Source organism: Wolbachia endosymbiont (group A) of Alloplasta piceator (assembly GCF_964028505.1).
Lineage (GTDB): Bacteria > Pseudomonadota > Alphaproteobacteria > Rickettsiales > Anaplasmataceae > Wolbachia > Wolbachia pipientis.
Genome location: NZ_OZ034793.1, coordinates 586,920 through 606,279 on the forward strand (window position 1 = coordinate 586,920; position 19,360 = coordinate 606,279).

Sequence of the window (19,360 nt, forward strand, 5' to 3'; positions counted from 1 at the left end):
CTTCATTTAATAAAATATTAATATGCTTAAATTGTGTATAAAAGAACTGTCATAGTCAAGCTTTTTCGTAAGCTACCTGCCGCTTGAGCCAAAGCCCCCTGCATTGCGACCGGTTTCTTCTGCGCAGAATTCTTCTCTGTCATCCCAAATTACCTGAGATACAGGAGAAATAAGGATTTGTGCGATTCTATCTCCTCTTTTTATTTCGTATGGCTGATTACTTAGATTAATTAGACAAATTTTAACTTCACCTCGATAATCAGAGTCTATAGTGCCCGGAGAATTTAAGACAGTGATTCCATGTTTTGCAGCAAGACCAGAACGTGGGCGGATTTGCCCCTCAAAACCGTTTGGTATTGCAATCACAATTCCAGTTGGAACAAGTAATCTTTCAAGTGGATTTAAAACAGCAGAATCATTCAATGCAGCATAAAGATCCATGCCAGCACTCTGCGTAGTTGCATAACATGGAAGAGACAAGTCTTCTCCGTGTGATAATCTTTTTATTTCTACTTTAATTTTACTTCTTTGCACTCCAATTTACCATCTATGAAGACTCAATTATAGCATGTAAATTGTATCTGCAAAAGTGATAAATGTTACATCGTAAATGATGTCATTCCAGCGCGTGACGCTAGGCCATAAAATTCCTTGACAAGTTCAGTGCTCCTTTTTTTGTCATCCCAGTGCCCCTATGATGTCATTCCATTCTGGAATCTAGTCCTTATTATGCAGCCACTTGGTTGAAATTAAGTCTTCTGGATCCCAGTGTCTGGGCACTGGGATGACACCCTGACAACCGTCATCCCGCTACTTGTTAGCGGGATCTAGAGATACCGCGAATGAATCGCGGTATGACGTGGATTGCTGTCATTCCAGTGTCAGCTACTTGAATGACACCCTCTTGGTATTCGTGTGGTTGTAAGCAGTATAGCTATAAATCACTCACAATCAATATGCTTGAATTACTCTCAGTAAATAAATCAAGCATAATGTTAGGTATTCTACCATCAACTATGTGAACAACTCCAGCACATTCCTCCGCCATTTTAACGTATGCCATAAGCCTTTCAATAAATTTTTCCCCTTTAATTTTCCCACAATCAATCGATGCATTTAAATTTTTAACAGATATCTTCCTGCCACCAATTTTATCTATTTCTTCATCTGTGTCACTCAAGATTATCATTTTAGATGCAGAAACTGCAATTGCAATTGCGCTTGCAGTGCTATCGGCATCAATATGATACGTTTCCCCATCTTTTCCATGACCAATTGGTGCAATAACTGGTATAAAATCTGATTCTTCAATAAAAAATAATATATCAGGATTGATTTCAGTGGGTCTACCGATGAACCCCATGTCTAATATCTTTTCGATATTATTTGATCTATCTTCTCTAAGCGTAGCGGTTATTTTTTCGGCTTTAATTAAGTGACCATCTTTTCCACATAATCCAATAGCTGAACCACCAGCAGAATTTATATACTGAACAATTTTTTTATTAACTGAACCACACAGTGCCATTTCAATGATTTTCATAGTGTCTTTGTCTGTAAGTCTGATACCATTCACAAACTTACTGTTCATATCCAGCATTTTTAACACTGAGTTAATTTCATATTCTCCGTCATGAATTATTACCGGATTTATACCAAGCTGCTTCAACAAGACAACATTATGCACAAAAGTATTAAATAGTGTTTCATCTAAGATTATTGTACCACCGCATTTAATGACAAAAGTCTCGCCTACAAAGCTAGGTATGTTAGATAGCACTTCAAGTAATATTTCTGCTTTTTGTTCAAATGATACCTCACCCTTTAAAAATTCACTACTCTTCATTTTTTTATCTTGTAAACTTGAAAAACTCATCTCTTACCTTGGTTATTTTATGCTTAACACGGATGCTCATTTGATGAATTGACACATTCTCATTATTAATCCATTTTTGAATATCTTCTATAACAGCACCTAAGCTTTTTTGACTTACTTTATCTATTTTTGTTAGCACAATGTTAAAGTTAATGTTATTATATATTAACCAATAAATGAAGTCTTTGTCTATTTCTTTTAATCCTACCTTGCTATCTATCAACACAAACACTCTTCTTAGATTTCTTCTTTGAATTAGATAATACTCAATTAAGTTTAAATATTGTATAATTTCCTCCTTACCTGCATGAGAATAACCATACCCTGGCAGGTCAACAAGCCTGAACTTATCATTGTACATAGAGTAAAAATTTATTTGTCTAGTGCATCCAGGTTTAGAGGAAACTCTGGCAGCTTTTTTGCTGTTTATCAGTAAGTTAATCAGACTGGATTTTCCTACATTTGATCTACCAGCAAACGCAATCTCTGGAGCCGATTCATCTGGTAATGTTTTTATGTCCGAAGCTCCAAATATGAAATTGCAGTTTGATGTTATCTGTTTTGCCATTATATTCAACTAGAAGGTAGTAGGTATATTATAGTGTTATTGCTTGATATAAGAAATTTTTTATTTCAGTATATATTACTTAGCTAGATCTGTGCTATATGGATATGGAAAATAATTTACAAGACTTAAAGAAAAAATTTAATGATATAGAGAGGAATTTGGAAAATCCTACCAATTTAAGTCAAAAAGAATTCATTACCCTTTCAAAGGAATACTCTGAGCTCAGGCCAATAATCAAGATAATTGATGAATATAACACGCTGAAAGAGGAAATTTCAGACTTAGAAGAAATAATGAAAGATGAAAACAGCGAAGGTGATATAAAAGAGTTAGCAAAAGAAGAATTTTTCGAAAAGCACAAGGTATTATTACCAAAAATAAAAGCAAAATTAAAGTTAGCATTATTGCCCAAAGATGAAGATGACTCAAGAAATGCAATATTAGAAATTAGAGCAGGTACAGGCGGAGAAGAAGCAGCATTATTTGCAGCAATGTTATTTCGTATGTATCAAAAATATGCAGAAAGAAGAAATTGGAAGTTCGAGCCAATAAGCATTTCTAATACAGTTATAGGTGGCTATAAGGAAGCTTCTGCACTCATTAATGGAACAGAAGTTTTTGCAAGGTTGAAATTTGAATCAGGGGTGCACAGAGTACAGAGAGTGCCAGAAACTGAATCCTCAGGAAGGTTGCATACCTCTGCCGCTACTGTTGCGATATTACCTGAAGTAGAAGAAGTTGACTTTAAAATAGAAGAAAAAGACTTACGAATAGATGTTTATAGATCCAGTGGTCCTGGAGGGCAATCAGTGAATACAACTGACAGCGCAGTAAGGGTCACCCACTTGCCAACAGGGATAGTTGTGATACAGCAAGATGAAAAATCGCAGCACAAAAATAAAGCTAAAGCGCTCAAAGTATTGAGGGCAAGGCTATACGAAATTGAAAGACAAAAAAAAGAAATGGAAAGGTCAACAATGAGGAAAAGCCAAATTGGCTCTGGTGATCGTTCCGAGCGCATAAGAACATATAACTTTCCACAATCAAGAATAACAGATCATAGAATTAATCTAACTTCACATCGGTTAGAGCAGATTATAAAAGAAGGTGAACTAGATGAATTTATTGAGGCATTAATTTCACGCAATGAAGCAGAAAGATTGGCCGGGGAAAGTTAGCAGCCTACAATGGAATATCTTTATTAATTACATAGGATCTTTTAAACGCAATAGATAGACAGTAAAAACAAGTTCTAGTACTATCGCGGATAAAACAAGAACAGCTACACTAATTGTTTGACCATTGTAAATGTAGCTTGTTAAGCCGATAAAAATAGCCATGATAAAAGCTCTAATGAACGAGACTGCAGAAGAAGCTGTGCCTTTAATTTCAGGGAAAACATTTATTGATGCATTAAAAATCACTGGCTGGAAAATTGCACAACCGATAGAAAAAATAATCATAGACAGTGTTACTAATACCAATTCTCATTGTTGTCCAGTCAAATAGGAAACATTGCAGAGTTGTTTAATTGTGGAGCTGGCAAGAGAAGTAATAAATTTGCACAAAGCACCCTCAAGTAGAGCAATTGTATCGTATATTTTATTGCGCAAAATGTTCTGTTTTATATATAACCAAAGCCTCTCAACAGGATTTAGCTCAGGTGAGTATGGAGGTAGGTATATAATGTCGATATTTTTAGGTACCTTTAAATTTTTTGACCTATGCCAACTAGCACAGTCCATAACGAGAAAAGCCTCTCGTGTTTCTAGATATTGCGAAATTTGCTCAAGAAATATGTTCATGCAATCAGTGTTGACATTTGGTGCAAATAAGCTAGAACTCTCTCCATTTCTAGGATTAACTGCACTATAGAGATAGAAATTTTGCCTACCTAATTTTGTTTTAACCTGTGTTCTAATCCCCTTTTTAAACCACCCATGTCCAACTTTTGAATGTGTGCCAAACCGTGATTCATCAAAGAAAAATAGCTCTTTTTCTGGATACTTGCTAATAGCTCCATTGAGATTTTTTTTTGAATTCCTCTTGTTTGCTTTTATCTTGTCCATTATGAACTGGTCTTGGTGTAATATATGAGAATTTCATCTTTTGCATATGGCGGTGTACTGTAGATTTGCTGATATTTAATCCGAACTTTTCCTGGATTCTTATTCTCATTTCTTTAATGGTGATATTAGGATTTTCTTCTATCCACTCTTCAATTTGCTGTAGTTGAGCCTGATTTAATTTAGTTTTTCTACGACGTTGTGAAGGAGCAAACAGTTTTTCTTCTCTGCCAATTTTCAAGAGTTTTACCCACGAAGTTAGTGCGCTTCTTGAAATGCAATATATTTTTGCTACAGCCGTTATACTGTACTTTTTTGCTGCAATTACAGCATTTAGTTTTTTTGAAACATATGCATTATTCCTTACTTTCTTCAGCATTTCTTTTGCTGATTCTACTACTTTTTCATCCAATAATTTTGATCTTAATGCCATTTAAACCTCGCTATTTTACTTACTTCAGTATGGCTTTTCTTCCATCATTGTCCATCTGTTTGCCCTGTAATGGGAATTGGTATAAGAGGTTGTCCGGAAACTAGTAAATTCAAGCATATTCCCTCTTTAACATAACCCTACTCATAGCTAGGTATATGAAATTCTCAGTGGATGTTGTGAGTAAATCATACTCCTTCGATAGCCTTCTATTCCTATTAACCCAAGCAAAAGTCCTTTCTACAACCCATCTTCTTGGCTGTACTTTAAACCCTTGTTCTCTTGTTGGTAGTAGCTCAGGTGGCGTATCTTTGTGCACCCAAAATCTACATGGAGGCCTTGTAACAATTTCAATATCTATGTCATATTCTTCCTTTATGTGATTCTTTGAATTTCTTCCTTGGTATCCCATGTCAGCCCACATTTTTTTAACTTTAGTATATTTTGTTCTCATATTGTTTAATGCTATTTTAATACCATCTCTATCATTTTCGTTAGCAGCGCCTACGTAACAACCTAGTATAAAACCCTGAGTGTCTGTAATTATATGCCTTTTTCTACCCTTTACTTTTTTACTTCCATCATAGCCTTTGATCCCCCCTTTTCTGTAGTCTTTACAGATTGACTATCTACTATACAGGCACTCGGCTGCTCATTCCTTCCTATTTTTCTTCTACTATATTTTGTAATTTCATAATTCATTTTCTCAAAAATTCCCTGCTTCTTCCATTGCCTGAACTGCTCATACACAGTCTTCCATAGCGGAAAATCATTTGGTAAATACCGCCATTGACACCCTGTACGCAATACATAGAAAATTGCTTCTAATATTCTCTTTTGCTATACTTTGGCGGCCTTCCTCCTTTCTTGTATGATACTCTGAAGTGTTTTTCTATTCTTGCCCATTCCCTTTCGCTTAGATCTGTTGGATACTTTTTTCTCATCTTTACCCCGTACTAAAATTTCAGATATTATAGCCTTTTACTTGTTTCCGGACAACCTCTTAGAATTAATAAAGCAAAACGATGAATTATATATTCAAGGTCTCTCCTTATATGATGCTGTACTAGAAAAAGGTAAGGCTGCTGATGTTGTACCTACTGCTAATAATAATTTTCAAAATGAGTCTATAGCGGCCTATCGCGAGGAACCAGAGGGGGAATTAGACCCTAAAGTTGATGCTGACAATAGCCTTCCTCCTTCTATTAATAGCAATGCATCAACTCAAACGGAAGTCAATTTACAACACACTGAAACTCAAACAGAAGTTGCTTCACAACAAATTGAAACTAAAACGGAAGTCAATTTACAGCACACTGGAACTCAGACAGAATTTGCTTCACAACAAATGGATGAATTGATTTTAAATAATCAGATGCTGTCCGAAAAAAACGTTGAATTGAAGCAAGAAATGTCAAATTTGAAAAAAGAAGCTGTTGAATTGAAGCAAGAAATAGAAGCAGGGTTGCAAGTGATAAATAAAAAGCACCATGAATTAATACAAGAAAATCAGCGACTACAGGAGAAACTAGAAACAACCCAAGCAGAAGCTAATCAAACAATTGTAAAGTTAGAGAAGCAGAATAGCAATTTACAAGACAGGTTTGAAAAAGAGGAGCAAAAAAACACGGAATTGCAAACTGAACTGGCACAAAAAAATGAAGAATTAGCAGGTGTGTTAAAAGAGCTACAAAGGAAAGCACAAGAACTTAAAGGTGTATATGAAGAAAAAAGAAAGCTAAAGGAAGAGCTGAAAATTGTTAATGCAGGAAAGAAGAATTTGGAAAAAGAGCTAAATCAAGCACGAGAAGATGCGGAACAGATAATGGTTGAACGACGCCAGCAGAAAGAGCGCTTGAAAGATCAGCTAAGAGAATTAGATCAGGAATATAAGGTACAAGTAGAAATTGGGCAAAAGATTAAAGAATCAGATAGGCAGGATAGCAATTTACAAGATACACTTGGAGAAGAGAGACTAAAACTCAACATTGAAGAGCTAGAAAACGAGTACGAGGAATTTCCAGGAGATAAGGTGCTTACACTTGAACTCACTAAAGATGAAGATAAAGTCGAAGAGTTAAGAAACGAGCTAGAGCGTGAGAAAGAAAAGTGTAAACAATTATTAGAAGAAGAAAATGAATGGGGTGATGAATTGGTAGGAATGCTTGATGGACTGGAAGAAAAAATTCGTGCTGATGAACAAAGGAGCTTCAACAATCAATTAACGGGAGAAATTTCTAATGAGTCTGGTAATGCTCCACGACAGAAGAAAAGGTTATCCAAATCTTCAAGCGTTGATAATGAGTCTTATGTTCCACTGAGAGAGAAGACAACATTACTCAGATCTTTAAGCGTTGATAGTGGACTTGATAGCGATGAAGAAAATTGTGATAATGATTTATCTTTCAACATAAGTCCTATAAGTTCTATTGAGAAGGTGGCAGAGAGTAGAAACGTAGGTAGGGTATCATTGTGAAGATGGTTGGGGTTAAGTTGCAACTTAAGTGGGGCGCAAAAGGTCTTTTGTGTTGATAATAATTTAAAATCTATAGTAGACTAAAAAAGATTATTAAATTATAATATAACATATGATAAAAGACGAGAAATCGAAAACAATTTTTGAAGTGGAAGGGGCAGTAACTGCTTTACTACCTGCAGCAGAATTTAGAGTGAAACTGGACAATGAACATGAGATTATCTGTCATGTATCAGGGAAAGTGAGAAGAAGTAAAATACGCATCATTATAGGGGATAGGGTGTTAGTTGAGATGAGCATTTACGATAGGAATGCGAGAAAGGGTAGGATCATTAGAAGGCTTAAAGGTACAAGTGACAGAACGATCTCTAAATAATCTTATTCTTGCTTCATCATCGAAAAGGCGTATAGCTTTACTAAAACAAATAAACATTGAGCCAGGTTTAATTTTGCCAGCAGATATAGATGAAGCCCCTTTAAAAAAGGAACTTCCGAAGGATTACTCAATCCGTATGGCAAAAAGTAAAGCGGAGAAAATACAAAGCTCAAATCCAAATTACTTTGTGCTTGGTGTTGATACAGTTGTTGCTTGTGGTAGAAGGATATTGCTCAAAGCTGAAAACGTTGAGCAAGCAGAAAAATGTATCCGCTTGTTATCAGGAAGAAGGCATAGAGTATACACCAGTGTATGTCTATTAACTCCCGATCAATCTAAACAACATATCAGGACTGTGGTTACAATAGTGAAATTTAAACGTCTCAGTGAACAAGAAATTAAGTATTATTTAGCATCAGAAGAGTGGAAAAATAGGGCGGGGGGATGCAATATACAAGGCCTAGCTGGAGTGTTCGTATTGTTCTTACGCGGCTCCTACTCTTCCGTTATAGGGTTACCATTACATGAAACCTATTGTTTGCTAAGCAATTATTTTAACTTCAATTTATATTGAAATACCTTTATTAGTATCTTTTTTTTGTTGTGACTCAGCAACCTGTTTAGCCCAATCTAGTGGTCTTTTATTTCTGTTAGCTAATGCAATTCTATTGCGATCATAACCATCAGTGTGTTCTGTTAAAGTATCTCCTCTTTCTTCTTCTATTACTCCAGCTTTCAGTTGTGCTTCATCTTTCTCTAGTAATTTATATAGTTCGCTATTTTTATCTACAGTTGGATTAGTGTCATTATTTTCTCGTTCTGCCACTGTTTTTTCTAACCACTTACGTATAGGGTCATATTGTTTACCTTCTCCTATCTTTTCTAAAATGTTTTCTGAGAATGAATCTTTAGGAATATTTTCTTTAGTAGCCTGTTGTGCCGGTTCTCTTAACCCTTTATCCGGGTTTCCCAATGCTCCTTTTAACTCACTCGTATCTCCGATTTCTTTTGGTTCAATGTTTTCTAAGCTCTTCTTTAACTGTTCAGGATTTACTTGAGATTGTTCATTATTGTCATGAGTTGGAGATGAATAGCCCGAATCGTTTGCTTTTATGTCTGTTGAGCTGTCTTTTAGCAACCCAACTTCTCTCAAGCGTTTTTTAGTTTCTTCGCTAATCTGACTCTGATCAGCTGGTTTTAACCCGAGATTTTCTTGACCTAATGTATTTTTAAGTTCTTCAAATAGAGTTAGATTACTTTGTCTAATATGTTCTTCTAATTTCCTTCCTACCTGTTTTAAACCTGTTTGAGATTTACTATCACTATTAGTTGGAGATATATAGCCTGAATCACTTATACTATTTGGTGTTGAAGCAGAGACACTAACAGTTGGACCTTCCACTATTTTTACATCTGCTAAATCGTCTTTTTGCAATCCATCTTCTTTATCTTGTGACAGTTTATCAGTAGGATCAACTTGCCTTAATCCTCTATTATCCTGCTGTGATCTATCTCTGATTTCTTTAAGAAGATTTTCAGGTGGAGTTTGATCACTTTGTTCAATGTTCTCTAAGCTCTTCTTTAACTGTTCAGGATTTACTTGAGATTGTTCATTATTGTCATGAGTTGGAGATGAATAGCCCGAGTCACTTTTATTATTGAGTGCTGTAGCAGAGAGCGGCTGTTCACTTTCTTTCCACTTAGCATCACTAGCATCTTGGTTATCACTGTTATCTGGAGAAGATGAATAAGGAATTATGTCCTTTAATGTCTCTAACGGTGATGGGTTATTTTTTCTACTTCCTGCAATTGATGCTTTTCTATCATCAACATCAATGTGCCGTAAGTTGTTTTTCTTGAAATTTCTGATGTCTTGTAACAGATCGCCTTTGCTATTTCCTTCTTGTTGCTGGGTTTTAGGTTGTTGCTGATCATTAGGTGTTTGCTCACTTCTATCTGGTTTTTGGCTTCCAGGTACAGCATGTCCAAATGTAGGATTGTCATACCGTTCATCTTCTTGCCTATTATCTTGATTGTGGCTTACAGACTTGGTGAAAGTAGAACTATCTGAAGAATCAGAAGTTGCACCTTTTTGCTGATTATTAGGTGTTTGCTCATTTTCGCGCAAGTCATCTGGTTTTTGGCTTCCAGATTTGGCTCCCCCTTGCTCATCGAAAACACCTTTTTTAGGTGGTAGTGAACTAGTTCTAGGTGGAAGTGGCGGAGGAGTTTTTTTGTTCTGAGGATTCTCCTCAAAAAGCGATTGTAGGTTATAAACTTGACCTCCCGAATTTGCTTCTCGTGCTGCTTGTCTAAGCTCACGCTTTTCTTTAGCCTCCTGAGAATTAATTTTATCGTCAAAATCTTTTCCAATTCCGCTATCGTAAGACTGCCTTCTGCTGTTAGATTGTAGTCCAAAATGTGAATGGTGGTCTTCTTTTTTTTGAGTTATATCAGTAGCTTGAACGCTAACACCTCTATTAACATCAATTCTTGTTGTAGTTTCAGATGATAGCTCGTTACTGTCTTTATTATGTTGCATCTCATTCGCTTTTCCTTGTCCTTTCTCCCTGAATTGTATTTCATGCAAGAATAAACCACCTATTTTTACATCTCTGTTTACTTCTAACCGTTCTAGAGAAAAATCATCACCTTTAACAAGGTCTACACCGTTAGCATCAATCTTAATTTTGATCTTACATTCCTTCCCCTCCGCATACCACTTTAAAGTCATTTCATATGAACCATCAGTTACGACATAATGTCTTATTTTTTTCCCTTCTTCCTCGGCAACAAAACCATGCATTCCGCTCTTTCCATCACTATGCAATGTTGAAAATCCCGAGATTTCATTCTTCTCACAAAAATCACTGTTTAAAAATTCGCTGATTTTAAACTCTTTTTTGTTATTTCCCAGCGTAATACTTGCGTGATTACCGTATATTGAAACTCCTGCAACATCATCAACATACTCTTTCAACCTTTCTTTAACTTTACTTTCAAGGTCTTGTCCAGCTTTCTTTGTCTTGTCGCATTTCTGAAGAATAACTCCATATGCTTTATCTTTGTTTTCTTCTTCGTCCCAATTCCAGTTGGCGTGTTTTGTTAAAAACTTTACTGTGTTAAAATCAACTCTAGCATTATAAATTGGGTCGTCTTCCTTTTTTATTTTATCAAATAAAGGAAAAATTTCTTGAATGCGCTCATTATAAATGTGTTCTTGTTGTGTATCGTTAGTGCCCATATATCCCTCACTAATAACCCTCTGCCTTTAGTTCTAGCTAATACTAGCTAATATAATTATCACAAGCATTGGTTGAATTTTTATTAAGGAAGGTTGTGTTACTAATGTGATGACACAAGCTATTTTATGGTAACATCAAACGATTTAAGTTGTCATTCCATTCTGGAATCCAGCCTTTCACGAACCCCATCAAAAATGTTGTGTTTTAACATAAGATTAGCTACTTTTATGCTCACTAACTTAGTGCCCAATCTGGATCCCAGTGTCTGGGCACTGGGATGACATCCTTCTTGGCGGAAATCACTCTTATATCACAACAGCTGCACAGCCTAAATTGCTTTAGCTATAGCTCTGTTTTTGCAACTTCAAATATCTGCTACTCATAGTAAACACTTCTGGATCTTGAGAGGTTAGCTTGAGTATAGCGAGTATGTTGATAAACAACAAAGCAGCAATCGAGATATCAGCAACATCCCATAGCAACCGGACTTTACCTATCGCACCAAGCGGAATGATCATGGTAAAAATTACAATCCAGATTTTAGTGTATTTATTATCCATAGACACATAGCTTATTGTCTGTTTTGAGCAAAAAAACCAAGTAAAAATAGTAGTAAAAGCAAAACAAAACATTATGGCCATAATTAAATAGTCAATATAAGGCCAATTCATTGCCTTTCTAAAAGCAAATATGCACATGTTAGTGCTCTCTAAATCAGTGACCCAAGAATCTGTGACAAGCAGTACCATTGTTGTAATAAACACTATAAACGCAACTATAAAAGGCGATATTATCGTAATTAGACTCTGCTCAATAATAAATTTATTATTATTTTTCTTAGGAACAATTGAAGAATGTACGATTCCTTCAAGGCCAAGCCCTATATCTGTTGCAAAAATACCTCGCAAAGTTCCGACTTGAATAATAGTCAACATTTCTAGAATCAAACCTAGAGATAAACCAGAGTTAAAGCTACTGGTTGTAAAAAAACTGCTTGTTATTAGTTTTAGAGAAGGAAGAATATTTTCACTAAATTTAAATAATATGATACCGCAAAGTGTGAGGTAACTTACCGTCATTATCGGTATCATAGCCGATATAAAAATTTTAATTTTTTTTAAGCTGAGAGCTGCAACAACAAAAAATATTATGGCCATTACAATGCCACCAACAACTACAGGCACATCTATCATATTAAGTGGTATTGATAGAGAATTTACCTGAACAAGGTTACCAACTGTTATTGAAACCATCATCATGATAACTAGAAAGACAATTGTGGCCTTCCTAGAGTTAAACGCATCAGTCATGTAGGCTACAGGGCCACCTATAAACCTTTCGTTCTTTTCCTTTCTGGTTTTTATACTTAGATAACAAGTGACATATTTTATCACAGAAGTGATAACAATAATTATTGCCATCCATAAAATAGAGCCCGGTCCTCCGGTTTTTAGAGCAACAGCAGTTCCTGAAATATTTCCTACTCCTAAATTTCCCCCTAAAATTGTAAACAGAGCGGCTATAGAAGAAAATTTATTTTCTCCTTTTTTAGCTCCAAGGAGTGAAAGGGCGTATGGTAATCTAAATACCTGTAGCCATTTTAGTTTAATCGATAGGTAAACACCAGCAACTAGCATGAGTAATATTGTTGGCAGTAATAAAACAAACTTTACTGTATCCATCTGTAAAAGTGAGATTTTTATTTGAGTATACAACAAAAATTGAAAATACCTAACCTATTTTCTATGTATGACTTCGTTTCCGTCATTCTAGAAACCTTTTCTTGTCATCCAAGTAGCGTGACACATAACTGTACGAACATTGTAATATGGTACAATGTTAAGACGATGTCATTCCAGTGCTTGACACTGGAATGGCTTTGTTGCATCGCTAGCTATGATGGATTAAAGATAAAAAAGATAGGGAATATCAGTAGCTTATTATTCTGGTATTTATAACAAGAACGGTCAATGAATACCTAAATTTGAGTAAAAGAAATTTCACTACCATTTACCAATCCGGCTAAAATTCAAGAATTTCAATGCTTTAGCTATTTTCAATAGAATTAAATTTATTAATATAAATAACAAATTACTATTCTTAAATTTGATCAGATTGATTGCAAAAAAACAAGATTTTCAATAGGTTGCTTATAATCCTAACTATAGTTAGCCTTTCATAAGTAGCTATGCAACAAAGCCATTCCAGTGTCAAGCACTGGAATGACATCACAGGGGCACTGGAATTTTTGTTTCAATATTTGTACATTAGCCATGCATCTGAACAGATACTGTAAATTAGCTATATTACATTAGCCCATCAGATGAGTTGTAATGGTTATAATTGTCTGATAAGTGATCTCTAACATCGTGACCTAACTCATTGGCATCAGGCTTAACTTCGTGATCTAATACCAATTCTCATTGTTGTCCAGTCAAATAGGAAACATTGCAGAGTTGTTTAATTGTGGAGCTGGCAAGAGAAGTAATAAATTTGCACAAAGCACCCTCAAGTAGAGCAATTGTATCGTATATTTTATTGCGCAAAATGTTCTGTTTTATATATAACCAAAGCCTCTCAACAGGATTTAGCTCAGGTGAGTATGGAGGTAGGTATATAATGTCGATATTTTTAGGTACCTTTAAATTTTTTGACCTATGCCAACTAGCACAGTCCATAACGAGAAAAGCCTCTCGTGTTTCTAGATATTGCGAAATTTGCTCAAGAAATATGTTCATGCAATCAGTGTTGACATTTGGTGCAAATAAGCTAGAACTCTCTCCATTTCTAGGATTAACTGCACTATAGAGATAGAAATTTTGCCTACCTAATTTTGTTTTAACCTGTGTTCTAATCCCCTTTTTAAACCACCCATGTCCAACTTTTGAATGTGTGCCAAACCGTGATTCATCAAAGAAAAATAGCTCTTTTTCTGGATACTTGCTAATAGCTCCATTGAGATTTTTTTTTGAATTCCTCTTGTTTGCTTTTATCTTGTCCATTATGAACTGGTCTTGGTGTAATATATGAGAATTTCATCTTTTGCATATGGCGGTGTACTGTAGATTTGCTGATATTTAATCCGAACTTTTCCTGGATTCTTATTCTCATTTCTTTAATGGTGATATTAGGATTTTCTTCTATCCACTCTTCAATTTGCTGTAGTTGAGCCTGATTTAATTTAGTTTTTCTACGACGTTGTGAAGGAGCAAACAGTTTTTCTTCTCTGCCAATTTTCAAGAGTTTTACCCACGAAGTTAGTGCGCTTCTTGAAATGCAATATATTTTTGCTACAGCCGTTATACTGTACTTTTTTGCTGCAATTACAGCATTTAGTTTTTTTGAAACATATGCATTATTCCTTACTTTCTTCAGCATTTCTTTTGCTGATTCTACTACTTTTTCATCCAATAATTTTGATCTTAATGCCATTTAAACCTCGCTATTTTACTTACTTCAGTATGGCTTTTCTTCCATCATTGTCCATCTGTTTGCCCTGTAATGGGAATTGGTATAAGAGGTTGTCCGGAAACTAGTAAATTCAAGCATATTCCCTCTTTAACATAACCCTACTCATAGCTAGGTATATGAAATTCTCAGTGGATGTTGTGAGTAAATCATACTCCTTCGATAGCCTTCTATTCCTATTAACCCAAGCAAAAGTCCTTTCTACAACCCATCTTCTTGGCTGTACTTTAAACCCTTGTTCTCTTGTTGGTAGTAGCTCAGGTGGCGTATCTTTGTGCACCCAAAATCTACATGGAGGCCTTGTAACAATTTCAATATCTATGTCATATTCTTCCTTTATGTGATTCTTTGAATTTCTTCCTTGGTATCCCATGTCAGCCCACATTTTTTTAACTTTAGTATATTTTGTTCTCATATTGTTTAATGCTATTTTAATACCATCTCTATCATTTTCGTTAGCAGCGCCTACGTAACAACCTAGTATAAAACCCTGAGTGTCTGTAATTATATGCCTTTTTCTACCCTTTACTTTTTTTACTTCCATCATAGCCTTTGATCCCCCCTTTTCTGTAGTCTTTACAGATTGACTATCTACTATACAGGCACTCGGCTGCTCATTCCTTCCTATTTTTCTTCTACTATATTTTGTAATTTCATAATTCATTTTCTCAAAAATTCCCTGCTTCTTCCATTGCCTGAACTGCTCATACACAGTCTTCCATAGCGGAAAATCATTTGGTAAATACCGCCATTGACACCCTGTACGCAATACATAGAAAATTGCTTCTAATATTTCTCTTTTGCTATACTTTGGCGGCCTTCCTCCTTTCTTGTATGATACTCTGAAGTGTTTTTCTATTCTTGCCCATTCCCTTTCGCTTAGATCTGTTGGATACTTTTTTCTCATCTTTACCCCGTACTAAAATTTCAGATATTATAGCCTTTTACTTGTTTCCGGACAACCTCTAAGCTGGCAAATGAACAAAGAAAGGTAGGTCAACCAGTTGCAAAAGTAGCAAGAGATCTAGGAATAAGGGATAGTGTATTAGGAAAATGGATGAAGAAATATAACGAAAAAAAGTCAGCGGCAAATGCATTTCCAGATGTAGCACCTTATGACAAAGAGAGATTTGATTTACAGAAAGAGTTAGCAAAAGTAACAAGAGAAAGAGACATTTTAAAAAAAGCCCTGGCCAGTCAAAAAGAGTAAAATATTTTTTCATAAAAGAGCATAGTAAACACTATAAAGTGCAGGAATTATGTAGGGTTTTCTGCTAGTGGCTACTATAAGTGGACTACAAGGAAAATAAGCAGTAGAGAATCAGCAAATAAAGAGTTATTAGCAGATATTCAAAAAATATATCAAGCTTCTAAATGTAGATATGGAGCTCCTAAAATTCATGCTGAATTGAAGGCTTTGGGTAAAAGTTGCAACTTAAAAACAGTGCAAAGTATTATGCAGAAAAATGGTATTCAGGCTATATTGAGAAGAAAATTTAAAATTAAGAAACAACAAACGGACAGTAGCTCCCAATATATTAGACCAAAACTTTATTGTCGATCAACCAAATAAAGTATGGGATTACTTATATAAAAACCAAAGAAGGATGGCTATATTTGGCAACAATAATCGATCTATATTCACGCATGGTAGTTAATGAGCAGTTCAATAAATAAACAATAGGTTATGGACTCTTTATTAATGGCCGTTAACAAGCGTAAACCTGCCAAAAATCTACTATTACATAGTGATCAAGGTTCACAATATACTGTGCAAGGTTATCAATATCTCTTATCCATAAAAAACATAGATGAGTCATAAAGGTTGTTGTTACGACAATTCTGTTGTGGAAAGCTTCTTCAGTTCTCTAAAAAGGGAGTTACCAATAGACACCTCTCGGCACTCTAAACAGCATATCAAAACTGCTATATTTGAATATATAGAAATTTTTTATAACAAACAACGTCACTATTAACTATTGCATTCCTGAGCATTTTGATTCATCATTCTCTTTGTGAAAAACATTCCAAACTTTCTCTCCACTTTTTCTGGGTAAGGTCAATACCTTTAAGCCCAACACCAAGCTCGAGAAAGTAGAAAGTGTGGAGCAGCCTATTCAGTCTTCTTTGAATCTAACATGAAAGGCTATGCTCAAAAAACTATAAGCGTCCAAGTAATTTTTTAAATAAGATAACTCCTTTAGAATATCTCTTAAGCTATTAACTTAACATCACCATAGGATTTAAAACATTCCCCAAAAAATGTTAAAGCTATTTTAGTAAAATACTCAAAACTTGACCCTAAGCAACTTTGAGTTCATGCTCCTGGTACTCTTGCTTTACCTTCCTGCATAATCGCTTTTGGAGGAAATATATTACTGGATGAAGAACTCACTATATCACCACACTTTAAACCTTTTACCGCTGCTTTGACTCCTTCTGAGACTTTTTTAGATAGACTAATTGTTTCAAAAGATTGACAAAGTTTTCCAGACCTTTCAAAATATCCCTGTTTAATAGCATCGTAGACCCAATATCCACCAAGCGAGCAATTCTCACCTAATTCTTCTTTACAATTTTTGAACTTTTCCAGTATTTCCTCTTTGTTACTAACTTCTACTATTATTTTATCTTGCTTGTCAGGGTACAAATTAACTTCTAATTCTCCTAAACTAGTAGAGAAAGTTAACACTATATTACTATTGTCTGCAAGATTAGTGTAATGCCTTATGCCATTTTCCGTTATAATTTCTACCTCACTTTTACCGATCTTTACTATATCTCTTCCGTATTGTACACCTTCCTGAGTGATACCTAAACCCCTTGCTCCATTTGTAATCTTTGCAACATCTACTTTACTATCCTGTGAATATTCAAGACAGAGAGTAGAGTTGTCGATTTTTACGTCTCTTACCTTACCACTTGTTGCGCTTTGAACGATTGTTATGAAATCTAAAGCACGATTCTCATAATCTGCATAAGCGTTTTTCATATTAGCTTTGTGGCTTTCAAACTCTTCCAGTTCGTCAATTACATATATACTGCTTATGTTGTACAAAATTGCCCCTTTTGATATCAATTGACATACTATACCACTAGCAACCTCTATATTCCTTGAACCTTCGGAACTCTTTCTTAATTCACTAATCTTTCTTATCACAAAATCTGTAAAACTATATTCCTTTTCATATACCTTTCCGTATATACTACCCTGGTTAGGAAAGTTCAGCCTTACCCCAAGTTCTATAGCTTCGTTTACAACGCGTTTTAACTCATCTATATCTTTGGATTTATTTACCCTACCCAAAAATATTTTCAACTTTTCCGACTGATCTAATATTAAATCATCCCATAGAGTTCTAAGCTTAGGCAAACGTTTTTTGTCCTTCCACTCTTCGTAATCAATCGCTCCTGCTTCTAGCAGCAAGTTTTTTGCTTCTTTGAAATGAGTTTCATTACCATAACAAGCCTCCCTAATCTTTTGAAAAACTCGAGACTTTCCTTCGCAATCACGGAGATTGAGAATCTCTTTAAGACCTTCATTTCCTTTGTGCTGATTGAAAAACTTTCTTAGTCGATTAGTGTTAAAGCTATGACCGCAAACACCTTCTAAATCATTTTTTGCTTCCAATTGCTCCTGAGTTAAAAAGATCTGTTCTAAAAGATTCACTTCAAAAGGTTTTTTGTTAATAATTACAATGTCTAGAGGAGTTTTTCCTTGTCTGTCAGGTTGACTACGTGCTCCTTTTTTCAGAAGTAAAGGTATATTTAAAGTATTATAATAAGCAGCATAGTGCAAAGGTGTTTGCCCTTTACTGTTAACTATGTTAGGATCAGCACCAGATTTTAAAAGTAAAGTCATAAATGCACTAACTGCACAACCTATGTCTTTTTCCACTGCTAAATACTCCATACCTTGTATTACATGTAGTATTGTCAATTTGGATTCTCCCCTTTGAAGATTGAGAACAGCTTTTAGATCATCACCTTTGTTATCGTGTAAAAAGTCCTCAAACCTTGTAATGTCACAAAATGGAAAGTCTGTAAGAAGATTTAACAGTGCCTTATTCAAATTTTTTTGGTTATCTTTTAAATCAGGTACGTTGAAAGACCAATCAGATATTAAATTTTTGAATTTTTCCCTTTTAATAATAGAGGTCAAAGAGCTGTTATCACTAAGCAGCAACGAGTATTTAATTGACTCATACTTATCATCTACCCGCCCCTCCTTCTGTTCTACCTTTACCTCCTTTAAATATTCTGTATCATCATCTTTAATGCGTTTAGCTAGATCCTTTAAAAATTCAATATCTCTGTTTTCCAGTAAAGGTAATGCCCCCTTCTTCATGAGAATCGAGACCATTTTTGTACTTCGTCCAGCTAAGTATAATGGAGTGCGCCGTTTTTCATCTAACGCATTAACATCAGCTCCATTGTTTATAAGATACTCTACTATTTTTATTTTTTGGCTCAAGACAGCATGATGTAGAGGAGTGCTTCCGTCATTATACTTCTTATTAACACTTGCTCCATTTTTTATTAGGATCTCTACCATTCTTGTGTTCCCTTGTGAGATAGCATAATATAATGGATCACGATTGTACGCATCAATTGTGTTAACATCAGCTCCTCCTTTTATAAGGGTTTCTACCATTTGTTTGTTGTTTTTTAAAACAGCAAAACTTAATTGGCACAATGTACCTGGATCTACTTGCTTTAATCTCTCTTCTATTTTACTAACTACATTACTCTTACTGAAACCAACATCAGCGTTAGCAGAATTTAATACTTCCTGCAATTTATTCAATTCCATAACTCCACCTCGGTTAAAAATACTACACACCATTTTCACACG

The 19,360-nt window shown here is 35.1% G+C and carries 16 protein-coding genes and 2 pseudogenes; 7 read left to right on the forward strand and 11 right to left on the reverse strand.

Features of this window, described 5'->3' with window-relative positions; all coding sequences use genetic code 11:
* Positions 1–72 precede the first annotated feature (72 nt).
* The 3 genes from dut to yihA form a co-directional block, all read right to left on the reverse strand.
* On the reverse strand, positions 73–534 hold the full coding sequence (dut, locus tag ABWU31_RS02960) for a dUTP diphosphatase (RefSeq protein ID WP_006279458.1): 462 nt from the start codon (positions 532–534) through the stop codon (positions 73–75).
* Between the two features lie 400 nt (positions 535–934).
* On the reverse strand, positions 935–1,846 hold the full coding sequence (gene argB, locus ABWU31_RS02970; protein ID WP_006279509.1) for an acetylglutamate kinase: 912 nt from the start codon (positions 1,844–1,846) through the stop codon (positions 935–937).
* A gap of 4 nt (positions 1,847–1,850) precedes the next feature.
* A complete protein-coding gene (gene yihA, locus ABWU31_RS02975; protein WP_015588868.1) occupies positions 1,851–2,444 on the reverse strand; it encodes a ribosome biogenesis GTP-binding protein YihA/YsxC in 594 nt (197 codons plus the stop codon).
* Positions 2,445–2,542: 98 nt separating this feature from the next.
* Between yihA and prfA the strand changes: the two genes are divergently transcribed.
* Positions 2,543–3,622: a peptide chain release factor 1 gene (prfA, locus tag ABWU31_RS02980; protein ID WP_353271342.1), complete on the forward strand. Its 1,080-nt coding sequence runs from the start codon at positions 2,543–2,545 to the stop codon at positions 3,620–3,622.
* Positions 3,623–3,649: 27 nt separating this feature from the next.
* On the opposite strand, the pseudogene ABWU31_RS02985 reads toward prfA, so the two are convergent.
* The 3 genes and pseudogenes from ABWU31_RS02985 to ABWU31_RS02995 form a co-directional block, all read right to left on the reverse strand.
* Positions 3,650–3,922 (reverse strand): annotated as a pseudogene (locus ABWU31_RS02985) (MFS transporter); the annotation flags it as partial.
* A gap of 9 nt (positions 3,923–3,931) precedes the next feature.
* A protein-coding gene (locus ABWU31_RS02990; protein ID WP_265029767.1) for an IS630 family transposase occupies positions 3,932–4,943 on the reverse strand; the annotation gives its coding sequence in 2 pieces (ribosomal slippage) (positions 3,932–4,480 and positions 4,482–4,943; 1,011 coding nt in all).
* A 109-nt stretch (positions 4,944–5,052) separates the two neighbouring features.
* Positions 5,053–5,884, reverse strand: a pseudogene (locus ABWU31_RS02995) (IS5-like element ISWpi1 family transposase).
* Positions 5,885–5,925: 41 nt separating this feature from the next.
* On the opposite strand from ABWU31_RS02995, the gene ABWU31_RS03000 reads away from it, so the two are divergent.
* The 3 genes from ABWU31_RS03000 to ABWU31_RS03010 all read left to right on the forward strand — a co-directional run bounded on the left by ABWU31_RS03000 (position 5,926) and on the right by ABWU31_RS03010 (position 8,366).
* A complete protein-coding gene (locus tag ABWU31_RS03000) occupies positions 5,926–7,416 on the forward strand; it encodes a hypothetical protein (protein ID WP_353271344.1) in 1,491 nt (496 codons plus the stop codon).
* A 112-nt stretch (positions 7,417–7,528) separates the two neighbouring features.
* Positions 7,529–7,792 (forward strand): translation initiation factor IF-1, encoded by a 264-nt coding sequence (gene infA / locus ABWU31_RS03005; RefSeq protein WP_007550159.1) that lies wholly within the window; start codon positions 7,529–7,531, stop codon positions 7,790–7,792.
* Positions 7,770–8,366 (forward strand): Maf family nucleotide pyrophosphatase, encoded by a 597-nt coding sequence (locus ABWU31_RS03010; RefSeq protein WP_007550161.1) that lies wholly within the window; start codon positions 7,770–7,772, stop codon positions 8,364–8,366. Before infA ends, ABWU31_RS03010 begins: the two co-directional genes overlap by 23 nt.
* On the opposite strand, the gene ABWU31_RS03015 is transcribed toward ABWU31_RS03010, so the two are convergent.
* The 4 genes from ABWU31_RS03015 to ABWU31_RS03030 all read right to left on the reverse strand — a co-directional run bounded on the left by ABWU31_RS03015 (position 8,358) and on the right by ABWU31_RS03030 (position 15,412).
* Positions 8,358–11,036: a hypothetical protein gene (locus ABWU31_RS03015; RefSeq protein ID WP_353271345.1), complete on the reverse strand. Its 2,679-nt coding sequence runs from the start codon at positions 11,034–11,036 to the stop codon at positions 8,358–8,360. The genes ABWU31_RS03010 and ABWU31_RS03015 overlap by 9 nt on opposite strands.
* Positions 11,037–11,375: 339 nt before the next feature.
* A complete protein-coding gene (locus ABWU31_RS03020; protein ID WP_353271346.1) occupies positions 11,376–12,719 on the reverse strand; it encodes an alanine:cation symporter family protein in 1,344 nt (447 codons plus the stop codon).
* Between the two features lie 738 nt (positions 12,720–13,457).
* Positions 13,458–14,469 (reverse strand): IS630 family transposase gene (locus tag ABWU31_RS03025; RefSeq protein ID WP_265029767.1). Its coding sequence is split into 2 segments (ribosomal slippage): positions 13,458–14,006 and positions 14,008–14,469, totalling 1,011 coding nucleotides; the frame shifts between segments, so codons are not numbered across the junction.
* Between the two features lie 109 nt (positions 14,470–14,578).
* A complete protein-coding gene (locus ABWU31_RS03030) occupies positions 14,579–15,412 on the reverse strand; it encodes an IS5-like element ISWpi1 family transposase (RefSeq protein WP_353271068.1) in 834 nt (277 codons plus the stop codon).
* 123 nt (positions 15,413–15,535) lie between these two features.
* Here ABWU31_RS03030 and ABWU31_RS03035 point away from each other — a divergent pair, with 123 nt between their 5' ends.
* The 3 genes from ABWU31_RS03035 to ABWU31_RS03045 all read left to right on the forward strand — a co-directional run bounded on the left by ABWU31_RS03035 (position 15,536) and on the right by ABWU31_RS03045 (position 16,481).
* A complete protein-coding gene (locus ABWU31_RS03035; protein WP_353271381.1) occupies positions 15,536–15,715 on the forward strand; it encodes a hypothetical protein in 180 nt (59 codons plus the stop codon).
* Between the two features lie 147 nt (positions 15,716–15,862).
* Positions 15,863–16,078, forward strand: a complete 216-nt coding sequence (locus ABWU31_RS03040) for an IS3 family transposase (RefSeq protein ID WP_245836010.1) — start codon at positions 15,863–15,865, stop codon at positions 16,076–16,078.
* Positions 16,079–16,316: 238 nt separating this feature from the next.
* A complete protein-coding gene (locus ABWU31_RS03045) occupies positions 16,317–16,481 on the forward strand; it encodes an IS3 family transposase (RefSeq protein ID WP_081600772.1) in 165 nt (54 codons plus the stop codon).
* Between the two features lie 341 nt (positions 16,482–16,822).
* Here the strand turns inward: ABWU31_RS03045 and ABWU31_RS03050 are convergent, their stop codons facing one another.
* Positions 16,823–19,318 (reverse strand): ankyrin repeat domain-containing protein, encoded by a 2,496-nt coding sequence (locus tag ABWU31_RS03050; protein WP_353271347.1) that lies wholly within the window; start codon positions 19,316–19,318, stop codon positions 16,823–16,825.
* Between the last annotated feature and the right edge of the window lie 42 nt (positions 19,319–19,360).